This window comes from Rhizobium sp. NXC24 (genome assembly GCF_002944315.1).
In the GTDB taxonomy this organism is placed as follows: domain Bacteria; phylum Pseudomonadota; class Alphaproteobacteria; order Rhizobiales; family Rhizobiaceae; genus Rhizobium.
On the sequence record NZ_CP024314.1, the window covers coordinates 1,638,582 to 1,652,100 of the forward strand.

A 13,519-nucleotide genomic window follows, 5' to 3' on the forward strand; every position below is an offset into this window, starting at 1 on the left:
ATACTTTGATCATTGCATCGCCCCCAGGAACAAGGCAGCATATTCTTCCTCGGTGCAGCAGCAGATCAATAGATTTTTGTATTTCTCTGAATTGCTACTATTGCCGGGACGCGGGGGCAAAGGGACTGACACCGTAATGGTGACGCGCGCACAGCAAATTGGCGTCGTTATCGGCCTGGCGATCGTCACAGCGCTGACGACCCTGCGGGCAAGCGATCCTCAATTGCTACGGCTCGCCCGCGATTTGACATTCGACCAGTATCAGCGCCTGGTGCCCCGGACCTTCGAGAACCAGCCTGTCCGGGTCATCGACATAGACGAAGCGTCCCTACGCGAATTCGGTCAATGGCCTTGGCCAAGAAACCGGATTGCCGCCCTTGTGGACAAGCTTTCCGATATGGGCGCGTCCGCCATCGCTTTCGATGTCCTTTTCGCCGAGCCCGACCGCCTGTCTCCTCGCAATGTCGTTCGCGACGTCTCCGGTATCGACCCCTCGCTGCTGGGCAAACTCCCGGATAATGATGAGATTTTTTCCCAATCGCTATCCGGAAAGCCCGTGGTGCTGGGCTTTGGTCTCTCCAACGAGGGAAACTATCTGCCGCCCGTCAAGGCAGGCTTTGCCTATACCGGCGAAAGCCCCTTCGGTGCGCCGCCAGCAATCAAGGCGGCGACGCCGCTGCAGCCGCAATTGGAAGCCAATGCCGCGGGCCTCGGTCATATCAGCCTCAATCCCGGCGCATCATCGGCGGTGGTGCGCGCAGTTCCGCTTTTCCTCAGCGACGGCAAACAGCTTTATCCCAATCTCGCGCTTGAAGCGCTCCGTGTCGCACAGGGAGCCTCCACTTACGTCCTCGACGCAGCGCCGAACACGCCGAATACCCTGACCCGGGTCAAGATCGGTAATTTCGTGGTGCCGGTAACGGCAGCGGGAGAGCTCTGGCTCTATGTCAGCCCCGACACCGCGGAACGGTATATTTCGGCAGCTAAGGTACTCGCGCCAGAAGACGCCTCCCCCGATATCAGAAGCGCGGTAGAAGGCAGTATCGTTTTCGTCGGAACCTCCGCTTCCGGCCTCCAGGATGTCCGCACGACGGCCCTTGGTGAAAACGTGCCGGGTGTCTCCATTCATGCGCAGATCGTCGAGCAGATCCTTTCAGGTCGCTTTCTTTCCCGGCCGGATTGGGCGGATGGGATGGAAATCCTGTCGATTGCCGTCTTGGGCAGCCTTCTGGTGATCCTCACCACCTTCGTCAATCCGGCGGTCGCACTTGGCTGCGGCCTGCTGATTACCTTTTTTGCCCTAATCGCCTCCTGGCTTGCCTTCCTCTATGGCGGACTTCTCTTCGATCCGCTGGCACCGATCGTCGCCGGATCGATTACGCATTTCGCCGCGACGGCATTCCGCTTTCTTGTGACCGACCGGGAGCGGCGCGACGTGCGGCGGGCTTTCGGCCACTATCTCTCGCCGTCGCTGCTCTATCGCATCGAACATACGCGCAATGCCCTGCGCCTTGGAGGAGACGAGCGCGAGCTGACCGTCATGTTCGTTGACGTGCGAAACTTCACCCAGATCAGCGAGGAGATGACCCCAAGCGCCCTCGTCGCATTTCTGAACACGCTGCTCGACGCGCTGAGCCACCATGTCATCGCCAACGACGGCACGCTCGACAAGTTCATCGGGGATTCGATCATGGCCTTCTGGAATGCTCCCGTCGATGTCTCCGACCATGCCGGCAAGGCCGTGCAGGCAGCGCTGGGCATGCGGGAAACACTCGCTCGCCTCAACAACACCGACGCATTCGGTTTCGGGGACGAGCGGCGGGTTAGGATAGGGATCGGCATACATACGGGGCTTGCCTGCGTCGGCAACATGGGTGCCGAGACACGCTTCAATTACTCCGCAGTCGGCGATGCCGTGAACATTGCAGCACGTATCGAATCCGCCTGCAAGGACATCAATTTCGACATTCTGGTATCCGAGCCGACAGCAAGCTTGCTGTCCAATTGCGCTCTGCTCGAGGCGGGAGCGCTGACCCTGAAGGGTAAGAGCATGCGGACCAAACTCTTTGCGGTGGTCGGCGATGCGCGCCTGGCAAGATCGGCCGATTTTGTGGAACTTTGGGCCATGCACAGGCGGCTTGTCGCTGCCCTGCGAACACGCTCGACGAGCAGCCGCAAACTCGTCAGCGCCACAAAGCTCAAGGCGCAGGTCGTGGCGACAGGGCTATTGCAGGAATTTTACGGCCAGATTTCGCGGCGAGCCGGACATTTCATCGACGAATCTGCAGACAAGGCGGCCGACCTCTAGCCGAATATGCAGCCATCGCCCGCAACACCGTCTGCGCTACCGATGGTGATGCCCGCCGCCGTGATCGCCATGATCGCCGTGGTCGCCGCCATCATCATCGCCATCGTCGTCTTGGTCGCCACGGCTGTGATCACCCCATCCGTGGTCGCCTTTGCCGTGATGATCGTGGTGACCGTGATGCTTGCCGTCGTCCCTGTCATGCTCGTGAGGTTTACCCGGCTTGTCAGGTGTGCTTGGCGGGTCTGGAGTGTTCGGCGTGCTGGGTGTTTCGGGTGTACTTGGCGCAGCCGGCGCCTCGGCCCGCGGGCTCGGTGCGCTGGGCTCATTGGGCTGTGCTGGAGCGGGATTATTCGCGGGAACGCTGCGCGGCGATATGCCATTGGGCCGATCTTTCATCGCCGTCGACAGGCCGCATCCGCCGCCCCCGACAAAGCCCATTCGTCCTGAAAGCTGTTGATCGCCGGAGAGGAACGGCAAGGCTTGCTGATTGCCAAGCGTCTTGAGAACGTCGCGGTTGACCCGGCGCGGATCGCTGATCTCACCGTTGCGTTTGGCAACGACGCAGTCGCATTGCTGCTTCAACTGCTTGCAGCCACCCGCACCGCAGAACTGCGCCGCGCCACTCAACAGAACGACCGCCGTCGTGCCGTTGGAGCCGACATAGAAATCAAATACCGTCCCGCGCACGCCGATCGTACCGGCAGGAGTCACGATCTGATAGGCCGAGTGGTTCGAATTTCCGCTCATCCAGCGAAAAGTGCCCTTCGCCGCATTTACGGTCAGCTTTTTGACAGAGCCCGAGTCGTCGAAGACGAATTTGTCGATGACGACAGACGAGCCGGCTCCGACAGCCAGTTTCGTGCCATCTCTAAATGTGAACTGTCCAAGACCGGAAAGGGAGGTGCGAATTTGCTCGTCCCGGTGGACGGGATCATCGACCTCCATCGGGCCGCCTTGGCCCGTGACCTCGGTTTTGATCAGCACCGCCTGGCCGACCTTCTCGGCGGCTCTCGAAGGCAAGGGCGCGAGCAGCATGACGCCCAGAACAGCGATCACGGTGTCACGCGGATACAACATCCGACCCTCCAAGATTATCCATGTTTTACCATAGGATAATCTCGGGCGTCCCATCATCCTTTCTGAGTATAATCGGCATAACCAGAATGATTGACGGGTTATGTTTGGCCAAAAATCGGGCGAAATCTACCGCTGATATTCTCGCCTAATCTTCGTGGAAAATATTATACACAACCTATCCGATGGTGCGCCTGGCCGAATTCTTCAGCACCGCTCACCTGGGGAGACCTGTACTATGCCCCGATTGCTGAGCTCGGCGAATTCTAGGCAATGTCGCCCCTGCTCGCCTGACGGCGCCGACACTAAACGCCGCGTTTGTTTCCCCAAAGCAGGACATGCAACTGCGGCAGAACCCGAGCCTCGAACCATCTATCGTCCGTCACCTTGTCCACCAGCCAGCGCATTCGATCCATGATGCCGTCGATATCGATCGATGCGTCATCCGCTTCAGGCGGAGGCGGCGTATGGTTGCCGGGCTGCAGATAGACCAGCAGATGCGGAAAACGGGCGGCAGCATCGCGCGCATAAGCATAATCGCGGTCATCGAAAACGACGATTTTCAAGGCGATCTGCGGTCTCGCCCCCGCCTGACGGAGACAGTCGGCAAGCGCATCCCAATCCGACACCATGCCGCTCGAAGGCGGCTTCGGGCTTAGCACCAGCACGTCGAGATCGGCGAACCAGTCCTTCGCGATGCTCGCTTGCGTTTCCAGCGCAAACCTGTAGCCTTGGTCATGGCCGCGAGCGATCAGCGGCCCGAGGGGCTGAATCGCGGGATTGCCGCCCGAAAGCGAAACCGTTAGCGGCTTGCCTCCGGAAAGCCGGATCACCTCTTGCCAGATCTCGTCAACCGACATCGGTTGCCATTGATCGCGATATTCGCTGTCGACCGCATGCAGCGTATCGCACCAGGAACAGCGATAATCGCACCCCCCGGTCCGGACGAACACGGTCGGAAGCCCGATCAATATCCCCTCGCCCTGGATTGTCGGCCCGAATATCTCGCTGACGCGGATCGTGGTTTCGCGCGTCTCGCTCATGGCCGGTATTCCGCCCAGGTCTTCGGCGTCTCGCTGATGCGCACCGCCGAAGTCTCGGGCAGCCGCTGCTTGCACCAGTCGTAGAAATGCTTGGCCAGATATTCCGACGTCACGCGGTCATGGCCGAGAACCTCGTTCAGATGGCGATGGTCGAAATGCTCGTCGATATAGCGCTTCAGTGGCGCAAGCTCATGATAGTCGCGGACGAATCCGTCGGCATCGAGCTCGGCAGCCGAAAGCTCTACCTCGACGATATAATTGTGCCCATGTAGCCGGGCACATTGATGATCGGCAGGAAGGTGGGTGAGCTGGTGCGATGCTGAGAAGTGAAATTGCTTGGTGATGCGGAACATTACTTCACCTCCTCGGCCGAGTAGCTTGCCGTCGCCGTCGCCCAGAAATCCGGATCGTCGTATTCAGTCGGATCTTCGACACCGGCGAGATGGAAGGCTTCGCGCCGCTCGACGCAGGTGCCGCAGCGGCCGCAGTGACGAATGCCACCCTTGTAGCAGGACCAGGTCTCGGCAAACGGCGTGCCGTTCTTCGCACCGTCGGTCACGATGTCGGCCTTGGAGACGGTGACGTAGGGGGCATAGAGCGAAACGCTGGCATAGCCATCGAGGGCATGGTTCTGCATCTGCTGAAACGCGTCGATGAAGCCAGGCCGGCAATCCGGATAGATGAAATGATCGCCGCCATGAACGGCAACGGCGACAGCATCCGCTTTCTGCGCGGCGGCAAGGCCGAAGGCGATGGCGAGCATAATGGCGTTGCGGTTCGGAACCACCGTCGCCTTCATCGTTTCCTCGGCATAGTGTCCGTCCGGCACCTCGACATTATCCGTCAAGGCCGATCCGGTCAGGTGCCTGCCGATCGCGGTGATATCGATGATATGATGCGGTACGCCAAGCCGCTGGGCACAGGCGGCAGCGAAATCCAGCTCCTTACGATGCCGCTGGCCATAGTCGAACGAGACGAGGCCGATGAGTTGATGTTCCGCCGCGATCTTGTGGGCGAGCGAAACGGAGTCCAATCCGCCGGAGCAGATGACGATAGTCGTCATAATTTGAGGTCCCTTGTTTTGACCGGGTGGGCTGCGACCGGATATCTGAGCCTTTCAAAGCTATGCGGGGGTCACTAGCAGCACATCCCGCAAGAAGCAAGGCAGCTAGATCATTCCGATAAGATCGCGCTATGACGGCCCTTGCATTGGCGGATGCCGGCATAATGCTCGCACAGAGTTGACCGCCCCTTTGTTTTCGACGCCTGCTTCGCGGTCGACAAGCCAAACAAAACTTTGGTATTTAAAGAATACCATTAGTTAAATATCGAGCCGATGATCCGGCCGATCCTGAATTATTGAAAGAATGTTGGCACTTATGGCCTTCACAGCAAAAGAACTCAGTCAAAATGAACATTTTCTGTCCGCTATATTGCGTAGCGCGCATGAACTGATGGCGATCTACGACGAGAATCCGCGCATAGCCTCGATCTTTGCCGCGCAGCAAAGATGGCTTCTGGCGCATGCTGGCTATGCTCTCTTTCTCGGCTATCCGGATGACCCCACCCCGGCGCTCTATACCGGCAGGTTTGTCGATTTCGCGGTCAAGCATAAGATCGCGAGCCGCAATACGGCGGCGGCATTTCTGAAGGAAATGATTGCTTACCGCTTCGTTCGACCGACTGCCGGCGGTTCCGACCGCCGCATCATCTTGCTTGAGCCCACCGAAACGACCCGCGAATACATGGCTCGCTGGATCTACACGCATCTGCTGGTTCTGGATGCCCTGGACGGCGGCGACAGGATGGCGAGGACGACCACCGATTCCGCTTCGGTGCTGCGAATGCAGCCGAAGATCGCCAAGATGATCCTGGATAGCGAAAGCCTGCAGAATCCCGGAGTAACCTTCGCTCTGTTCAACTGGGCGACCTCCGGCGGCGTGGTGATGGACTATCTCATCTCCCGAATCAGCAAGATTGATCCAGGCTCAGACAGGGTCCTGATCGGCCCCATCTCGCCGAAGGTCATCCAGAGCCAGTTCATGATTTCGAGCACTCATCTGAAGCGGCTTTTGAAGCAGGCGACTGAACTCGGAAGCGCCGGCTGGGTCGACGCTCCGGGCAAAAGCAGCTTCTGGCTCTCTCGAAACTTCGTCTTAGAATACTGGAACTATCAGGCCGAGAAATACGCCATCGTCGACACCGTCAGCCAAGCGGTCCTCGACCAGCCGGATCATTCAGCCAAATCTGACGGAGAGCCTCTTTCTTATGCGCTCGCAAAGTCCGCATAAAGGAATGGGAGGCCAAACGGGACCCGACCGGTTCGGATCCCAAGCGCAAAGCATTTAAGATGGAGTCTGCCAACCCTGAGGATCAGCGCAACAATGCGCGACGGCGCCTAGCGTGTATTGAGGCCGTTGGCCGGTGCGGAGGCGATCTTATCGGCTCCCTCAATCTCCGGCTCGAGCTTCGGCGAGCGCTCGGCCTGCATCACCCGCCACTCGTTTTCCAGACGATCCACCACATGCTCGGGTATTTCCTTCCGCACCGTTTCACGCTCTTGCATCGAGTTCTCCCTGACGTTGACGATCTTTGAATGCCACGGGAGAAATGCTTTGTAAATCACAGCATTAAAAAGTTTAAACGATTGAATTTATTTTAATCGATTAAAGGTGTGGATGCTAGATCCCTTCCTAGTAGAAATGCGCCCTAAGAATTTCCCAAATTCAGGTAGTACGCTCCTAAAATCACGGTTAGGTTTTTCCCAACCCGAAAAATGCGAGAAAACCGGCCTTTTGGACGCGTATCAAACGCTGTGCTGTTTTGGATCTTCCCGAGGTTCTCGGTTGTTTGTAAGCGATAGCTGGGCCATGATCTTTCATGACGCGGGATGATAGTGGCTTTTTTTCTTCGTATCTCCTTACCCCGTCTCGCGAAGAAGCGGGCGAGATGGCTTACGAGGAGCCTTTGTCATACGCGATAGTGCAGCAGACTGATCCGAAAGAGTCGAGTCATCCTGATGGAGTAGCAAAAGGCCCATCACTTGACGCAGACGGAAATAATCACGACATTTCAGAGATGTCTGATATTCAACCTCCTCGCTGTGATAATTCCGATCCGGATCGGCACCTTTGGTGCCAGTACGCGCTGCATTTGTCCTTCGCCGAACTTCTCAGCAAGGCGGTCGACGCCGGTTGGGGCGAGCGGGAGGTTGCGGCGGCACTCGTCGATCTCGCCGATCATCACATGCTTGGCCTGATAACATCGGGTGAAATTGACGAGCTGCTCGGCGCAATCAAAAAGCGTTCTTGACTCACCTTGAATACAGGAACATAACAGGAACAAATTGACGGCGGAATGACCCGCCGTTCACCCTCGATACCCTGTTTTGTGATGAAACTCCCTGGCGACAGCGGAGAAGGAAGACGCTTGCCCGATGAGTACCGTAGTCGCCCAAACCGAAGAACCGGAATTCGATCCAGTTGAGGCAGCACTTGCCTTTTGTGGCGGTGATGCCCATGCGACGATTGCCGCCCTGCTCGACGAATTGCGTTTCGTCCGCGGCCAGTTGGCCTTGAGCGAAGCCGGAATGTCGGTTGGCTTTACGCGGGGCTGGAAGCCGCGTTTTGAAATCAAAGGAGATACGTGATGTTAGAGGTCAAGTATGATCCTGAGTGGGATCCGACGCCGAAGGAAGGCACTTTAACGGTCAGTGAGAAGGACATCGAGGCCATAAGCGCTCTGGTGAAATACATCAGCGACGACGCGTTTGATCACTTTCACGGAAGTCGGCTTGAATTCCGTGAAAAGTCTCTGGAGTTTTTGGCTCATATCCAACGTGTCGGAGGTATTGTTGCCAGGTTGCGGCCTAACTCGACTATTGGCCAAGAGGATGTCATTGCCATCTACTTGCTGATGAGGTTCATCGGCTACAACGTCTTCGATGTATTCGGAGATCCGCCGGGCCATCGCGGTAAATCGTTCGAGCTTCAGGAGCTAGAACGCCCCATAGATGCGATCCTTGCGAAGCTCATGAACCCAGGAGCGCCCGACTTCGAGGGCTTCTTCTGGAGGGAACCTTTCCCGCTCGCCGTCGACGAAGTCCATCCCAAACTCCTGGAGGAGATCGGCAATCGGCAGGTGCGAATGCTGCAAGTCGATCTTTCTTACCAGAGTGAGGAGTTTTATCTTGGGTCACTCGAAATGGCATTCGATGACGACACCGGAAAGGTGTGCGGCGTATTCCGCTTAAACGCCAATGGAAGCGACTTCATCGCTGGCCCTGCCTGGATCGAGACGAAGGCGGATGTGAATGACGTGATCCAGACCTTTGCCGATGCGCTACCCGTAGATGAGTTCTTTGCTCTGATGCAGGGAGAAGACGAGCCCGCACATAAGGTCGCCTGATTGTGCCCGAAACGCATCCACCAGCTTACCTATCGCCAGCGAAGATCGCGCAATTTCCGAAGCTTTCAAGCTTCCAAGATAGGCATTATGTTCAGATCAAATGCAGTTGGTGTCGAAGCCAACATCTTTACGAGCCAGCCGATCTCGTGCAGATTTTCGGTGACCTTCCGTTCATGGGGATCGAGGGGAAGTTCCGGTGCAGTCAGTGTGGGAAGAAAGAATATCTCACGTCGAAACTACGATCCGTTAGCGGCGCTGAGGCCGTCGGCATTACTGTCCGTCGCCTGGTCAGGATCAAAACACTCAGGCGTCCCGTCTGGAAAGATGAAAAGCGATAGTCGATGCATCGACGCCGAGTGTGTCGTAGACACCCCGGAGAATTTTACGATGATGGCTTTTAGGAAGAAGGAGCGCGGAAGACGGTGTGCAATCTGTACAATGTCACGACTAATCAGGAAGCCATCCGACAATTCACCAGGGCGATGATCGACAGCATCGGCAACCTGGAGCCGTCGCTCGACGTCTATCCCGATCGCATGGGGCCAGTCGTTCGAAACACTCCGGCCGGTCGCGAAATGGCGATGGTGCGGTGGGGATTGCCCAGCTCGCAACAGGCGCTCATGCAGGCTGCCAAGAAACGCGCCGACAAGCTGCAGGCAAAAGGCATACCGTTTGACTTCGCGCAACTCCTGAAGATGGGACCGGACGGCGGCACCACCAATGTGCGAAATACCAACAGTAAGCACTGGACACGCTGGCTCGGTGTAGAAAACCGGTGCGTCGTGCCTTTCAGCCGATTTGCCGAGCCCGACTATGGAAGTCGCGTAGAAGGTGGCCGTGTGCCGAACGCCTGGTTTGCAGCCAATGAAGAACAACCACTCATGTTCTTCGCCGGCATATGGGTGGCGCAATGGCGATCGGTGCGGAAGAAAAGGAAGGAGAAATCACTGCCGACTTCTACGGCTTCTTGACGACCGAGGCGAACAGGGTCGTCGGTGAAATCCACGAAAAGGCGATGCCGGTCATTCTACGGAATGTGGAAGAGATCGAACTATGGCTGACGGCCTCATGGGAGGAAGCGAAACGGCTGCAGCGTCCAATGCCCGACGATGAACTGCTATTACTTTCGCCAGAGAGCGTGCCCGCATGAGTGACTGGAAACGGAATGAAGAACGCCCGCCAAGTGATATGGCGGGGCAACTTGAATATGCAGCCGATCGTATTGGAAATGCCTCTCGTGCTGACCTACAGATTATGTTGCGGCGTGCGGCGCTTGTGATCCGGAACGCAACACCGATCGGCCTGGATGGAGAAATGGAAGACGCATTGCGCTCGATCGCTGGCGAACTCGGTATGACGCGAAACGACATTGTCCGCCACATCATCAAAGAATGGCTGGAGACGAACGCCTATCTGCCGGTGCGGGAACTGGATGAGGATGGCGAGGTGGATGGCACGGCATGAAGACGTGGATTATTTCACGCTGCCTGCCCCTCCTTCTTGCCTACTTTGCCTTCTGGAGCATTGCACTGGGCGGATCTCTTCGGAACGACGGGTATCCCCCATTGCCACTCGCCATGAACGACTTCGACGTGTTCGTGCAGAAGTTAGCTGCTGAAGCGAAGATCCCGATGACAAGCCAAATATAAGAAGGGCATTTCAGGCAAGGCCCCAGGCATCAGTGGTTGCCCCCTACTTCAAGCTCCTTGAATGACTGTCAGCCCCGATCTTAGCGCGGCTCGCGCGGACCGCAAACACCCGAGCCGGGACAGCAAATCAGCAGCGCCCCGTCGGGAGCATCAACCCTATTGGCAACATTTTGCTTGAGGCAATGCGCCCCTCGAAAACGGGATCGGTCGGATAATCCTCTAAATCGCAAAGCCCATTTTGGTGGCGCTTCCACAACCCGGTCGCGACAATGGCGACTGTTATCGCCGCTAATATTCAGCCTCCCCCCTCTCTTCCATCTCTTCATCGGCAATTGAACTGACAAGCGCCACGACGCGGCTGCGGACACGCGGCGGAAGCAGCAGAACGTCCTCGATGAGGCGACGGCCTTCCGCGGTGGAGATGTAGGCGATGCGGTCATCGACCTCGGTCACGATTTGCGGGTCCGCTGCGCCTTCGGGATCTGGAAGGCCTTCGAAGAATTTGGCGACAGGCACCCTCAGCCGTTTGGCGACCTCGTAGAGCATGGAGGCGCTGACGCGGTTCCTGCCGTTTTCGTATTTCTGCACCTGCTGGAAACTGACGCCAATGCCGGCGCCGAGATCGCCGAGCGATACATTCGATTGTATCCGGCGAATACGGATCTGTTGTCCGACATGCAGATCGACGGGATGCGCGGACTGGATTTCAATGTTCGGCTGCTTGCTTTGCTGTCTTCTCGCCGATCGGACTTGTGCGGCGGCTGTACGACGATTCATGATCGACACCCCGAATGGAGAGTTTCATGCGGTACGCCCCCGCTGAAAACTCGCTCAACCCACTGATCGGGGAGTTAGCAACCGTGCAAGACGGCCCTATGGCCTTTAGTTCCGGAGAACCTGGACATACGCCACAGGCTCCCCGACCCAAAAGGTCAAGGAGTGTGATGCCGTACCGGCCGACACCAACCGCTTGCAGGGGTTGCTAAGCCCCAAGGCAGCGCGTACTGCCTCGCAGAAAAAGATAGAGGAATTCGATTTGCTTCGCAACCGAATTCTCTACAAGATTCAATAACTTCGTCTTGGAATCGTGCGTTAGTTCACAGAGCGACAAATCCGCGATTTGCGGGATACAGTGATAGCTGAGTTATTTGAGCACAATAAGGAAACCTATCATCGGTGACACTCCGCTCGCGACACCCCCGCCGTGGCGCCTGTGTTCCTCTTCGTACGGAACCTCCGGCATCCAAGCGACCGCTCGTACAACAACGCCGCCCGCCGGCTCCCCCTCCCTTCTCAAAGGCTCACATGAGGATTTCGCCATCAAGATCAATCACTGGCTCATAGTTTGCGTCCTTCCGATTTATATCGCATCCAACGTCTGAGCCAGACCGCATGACGCGGCACGTTTCCGTCGCCGGTTCAAACTCACATACGGTAGCCGCTGCGTTCGGCAGCACCATCATCCCGCTTGCGTAGCGGCAAGACTCAGGAGAATGGGTCCATTCTAAAGCGCGACATCTGACGCCAGGCTTTGAGCCGGTTCGCCCACCTGGATCCACCAGGATTGATCAGTCCTGGAAGATTTCTGGATGTGCTCGGTGTGCCGTCGTCATGCGGCCTTCAAGAGCCGTTACAATAAAATCGCGTCATAGCGCGGATCGAATTCAAGGCTGATCGGTCCAGCGGCCGCTCCGAGTGCGACGGACCAAGGGTCGGCCATCCCGATCAGCAGGCGCGCAACCGTACGATCCCGACGCTCGGCGATCGACGGCAGCAACGGCCCCATGGCCGTGATGAGCCGGTCCACCAAAATCCGCGGTGCGCTGCCGCATAAAATGACGGTCTGCGGATCGAAGATGGTTTCGATCAGATGCACGCTCCATCTGAGATCCGAGGCAGCGGCTTCGATCCATTCAACGATCCTGCGATCATCGGCCAATACCAGATCATGGATCTTGGCATAAAGCTCCGGATCGGCCGGATCGAGAGACAGATGTTGATAGAGTGAAGCGAGCGACGCGCGATGCTCGAGCGGGGTCGACTTGCCTCCGACCGTGAGCAAGGCCATCCCGATTTCGCCGGCATTGCCGTACGCGCCGGTATAGAGCTCGCCGCCGAGAATGAGGCCGGCACCGATGCCGTAGCCGACATAGAGGCAAACCGCGTGATCCAGCCCGTGGGCCGCTCCGACCATTCGTTCGGCAATCGTCGCCGCGGCCGCGTCGTTTTGGATGCTGACGTCGAGGCCCGTGCCGACGGCGAGGGTTTCAAGCAACGGAAACTTCTGCCAAGCCTCCATCATCCAGGGATCATCGCCGTTGCCCGCAAGGCCGAAGGGGCCCGGCATTGCCGCACCGAGGCCGACCAGCCGCTGCTCGGATTGCGTCGCGACCTCCGCCAATCGCTGCCGGACATCAGCAACAAGATCGAGTATGACCTTTGCGCCCGTCGCCGGTCCACCCGAGGGAAGCTTCGCCTCCAGCCGGATCAGCACATTTCCGATGAGATCGACGGCGATCGCTCTCGTCATGTGCCGGTCGATTTGAAGACCAATCGCAAATGCACCTTCCGGGACCAGAACATAGGGCGTCGACGGCTGCCCACGCCCCCTGCGCACCGTTTGCTGCGATGTCACTAGGCCGTCGCGTTCCAGTTCGTCGATGATGTTGGAAACCGTCTGCTTCGTCAGCCGCGTCGCGCGCGCCAGATCCGCCCGGGAAAGCGCTCCATTGATGCGCAATGCATCGATCATAACTCGCCGGTTATGGGCACTGGTGCCTTCATGATTGGTGCCGCTCTTAGCGCGGATCGGACGCGTATCGTTCATGTGCAATTCCCTCTTGACACCAGTAGAATATTGAAGAAGTAATTAAGTCAAGACAATTGACTTAATAAGAAACCGGAGAGTTTCGTGGGAACAAAGGGCCGACAAAGGCCCGACGATGATCAGAAGAGATCAGGCATCCGACACCGGCTGCCTTCTCAACAACCGATCGCGACGCAAGCCGCCATTGGAAACGAAGTGACAGTCAAAAACT

General features: G+C 57.5%; 16 protein-coding genes. 9 read left to right on the forward strand and 7 right to left on the reverse strand.

The genetic code is table 11. From position 1 onward, the window contains the following. Window positions 1–136 precede the first annotated feature (136 nt). A complete protein-coding gene (locus NXC24_RS31735; protein WP_281060715.1) occupies window positions 137–2,308 on the forward strand; it encodes an adenylate/guanylate cyclase domain-containing protein in 2,172 nt (723 codons plus the stop codon). A 36-nt stretch (window positions 2,309–2,344) separates the two neighbouring features. Here the strand turns inward: NXC24_RS31735 and NXC24_RS31740 are convergent, their stop codons facing one another. The 4 genes from NXC24_RS31740 to queC all read right to left on the reverse strand — a co-directional run bounded on the left by NXC24_RS31740 (window position 2,345) and on the right by queC (window position 5,488). After that, entirely contained in the window at window positions 2,345–3,385 is a 1,041-nt protein-coding gene (locus NXC24_RS31740) for a FecR domain-containing protein (RefSeq protein ID WP_104827266.1), read from the reverse strand. A 302-nt stretch (window positions 3,386–3,687) separates the two neighbouring features. Further along, window positions 3,688–4,425, reverse strand: coding sequence for a 7-carboxy-7-deazaguanine synthase QueE (gene queE, locus NXC24_RS31745; protein WP_104827267.1), 738 nt, complete (start codon window positions 4,423–4,425; stop codon window positions 3,688–3,690). Then, complete coding sequence (queD, locus tag NXC24_RS31750) at window positions 4,422–4,778, reverse strand: 6-carboxytetrahydropterin synthase QueD (protein ID WP_104827268.1); 357 nt, start codon at window positions 4,776–4,778, stop codon at window positions 4,422–4,424. The genes queE and queD overlap by 4 nt, the downstream gene beginning before the upstream one ends. Beyond that, a complete protein-coding gene (gene queC / locus NXC24_RS31755; protein WP_104827269.1) occupies window positions 4,778–5,488 on the reverse strand; it encodes a 7-cyano-7-deazaguanine synthase QueC in 711 nt (236 codons plus the stop codon). Before queC ends, queD begins: the two co-directional genes overlap by 1 nt. Before the next feature lie 316 nt (window positions 5,489–5,804). Here queC and NXC24_RS31760 point away from each other — a divergent pair, with 316 nt between their 5' ends. Beyond that, window positions 5,805–6,716, forward strand: coding sequence for a hypothetical protein (locus tag NXC24_RS31760; RefSeq protein WP_245464097.1), 912 nt, complete (start codon window positions 5,805–5,807; stop codon window positions 6,714–6,716). Window positions 6,717–6,823: 107 nt separating this feature from the next. On the opposite strand, the gene NXC24_RS35355 is transcribed toward NXC24_RS31760, so the two are convergent. Continuing rightward, window positions 6,824–6,991, reverse strand: coding sequence for a hypothetical protein (locus NXC24_RS35355; protein WP_158704598.1), 168 nt, complete (start codon window positions 6,989–6,991; stop codon window positions 6,824–6,826). Between the two features lie 314 nt (window positions 6,992–7,305). Between NXC24_RS35355 and NXC24_RS36040 the strand changes: the two genes are divergently transcribed. The 7 genes from NXC24_RS36040 to NXC24_RS31795 all read left to right on the forward strand — a co-directional run bounded on the left by NXC24_RS36040 (window position 7,306) and on the right by NXC24_RS31795 (window position 10,481). Continuing rightward, window positions 7,306–7,737, forward strand: a complete 432-nt coding sequence (locus NXC24_RS36040) for a hypothetical protein (RefSeq protein ID WP_245464098.1) — start codon at window positions 7,306–7,308, stop codon at window positions 7,735–7,737. A 124-nt stretch (window positions 7,738–7,861) separates the two neighbouring features. Continuing rightward, window positions 7,862–8,074, forward strand: a complete 213-nt coding sequence (locus NXC24_RS31770) for a hypothetical protein (RefSeq protein ID WP_104827271.1) — start codon at window positions 7,862–7,864, stop codon at window positions 8,072–8,074. After that, entirely contained in the window at window positions 8,074–8,832 is a 759-nt protein-coding gene (locus NXC24_RS31775; RefSeq protein WP_104827272.1) for a hypothetical protein, read from the forward strand. The genes NXC24_RS31770 and NXC24_RS31775 overlap by 1 nt, the downstream gene beginning before the upstream one ends. 422 nt (window positions 8,833–9,254) lie before the next feature. After that, window positions 9,255–9,803 carry an SOS response-associated peptidase family protein gene (locus tag NXC24_RS31785; protein WP_348632770.1) on the forward strand — a complete coding sequence of 183 codons (549 nt, stop codon included), beginning with the start codon at window positions 9,255–9,257 and terminating at the stop codon, window positions 9,801–9,803. Further along, on the forward strand, window positions 9,743–9,982 hold the full coding sequence (locus NXC24_RS36320) for an SOS response-associated peptidase family protein (protein WP_348632771.1): 240 nt from the start codon (window positions 9,743–9,745) through the stop codon (window positions 9,980–9,982). Before NXC24_RS31785 ends, NXC24_RS36320 begins: the two co-directional genes overlap by 61 nt. Then, window positions 9,979–10,296: a CopG family transcriptional regulator gene (locus NXC24_RS31790; RefSeq protein WP_104827274.1), complete on the forward strand. Its 318-nt coding sequence runs from the start codon at window positions 9,979–9,981 to the stop codon at window positions 10,294–10,296. The genes NXC24_RS36320 and NXC24_RS31790 overlap by 4 nt, the downstream gene beginning before the upstream one ends. Continuing rightward, on the forward strand, window positions 10,293–10,481 hold the full coding sequence (locus NXC24_RS31795; RefSeq protein WP_104827275.1) for a hypothetical protein: 189 nt from the start codon (window positions 10,293–10,295) through the stop codon (window positions 10,479–10,481). Before NXC24_RS31790 ends, NXC24_RS31795 begins: the two co-directional genes overlap by 4 nt. Window positions 10,482–10,769: 288 nt before the next feature. Here NXC24_RS31795 and NXC24_RS31800 read toward each other — a convergent pair whose 3' ends face one another. Together NXC24_RS31800 and NXC24_RS31805 are read right to left on the reverse strand one after the other, a co-directional pair. Next, window positions 10,770–11,258, reverse strand: a complete 489-nt coding sequence (locus NXC24_RS31800) for a helix-turn-helix transcriptional regulator (protein ID WP_104827276.1) — start codon at window positions 11,256–11,258, stop codon at window positions 10,770–10,772. 853 nt (window positions 11,259–12,111) lie between these two features. Next, window positions 12,112–13,308 (reverse strand): ROK family transcriptional regulator, encoded by a 1,197-nt coding sequence (locus NXC24_RS31805; RefSeq protein WP_104827277.1) that lies wholly within the window; start codon window positions 13,306–13,308, stop codon window positions 12,112–12,114. Window positions 13,309–13,519 lie beyond the last annotated feature (211 nt).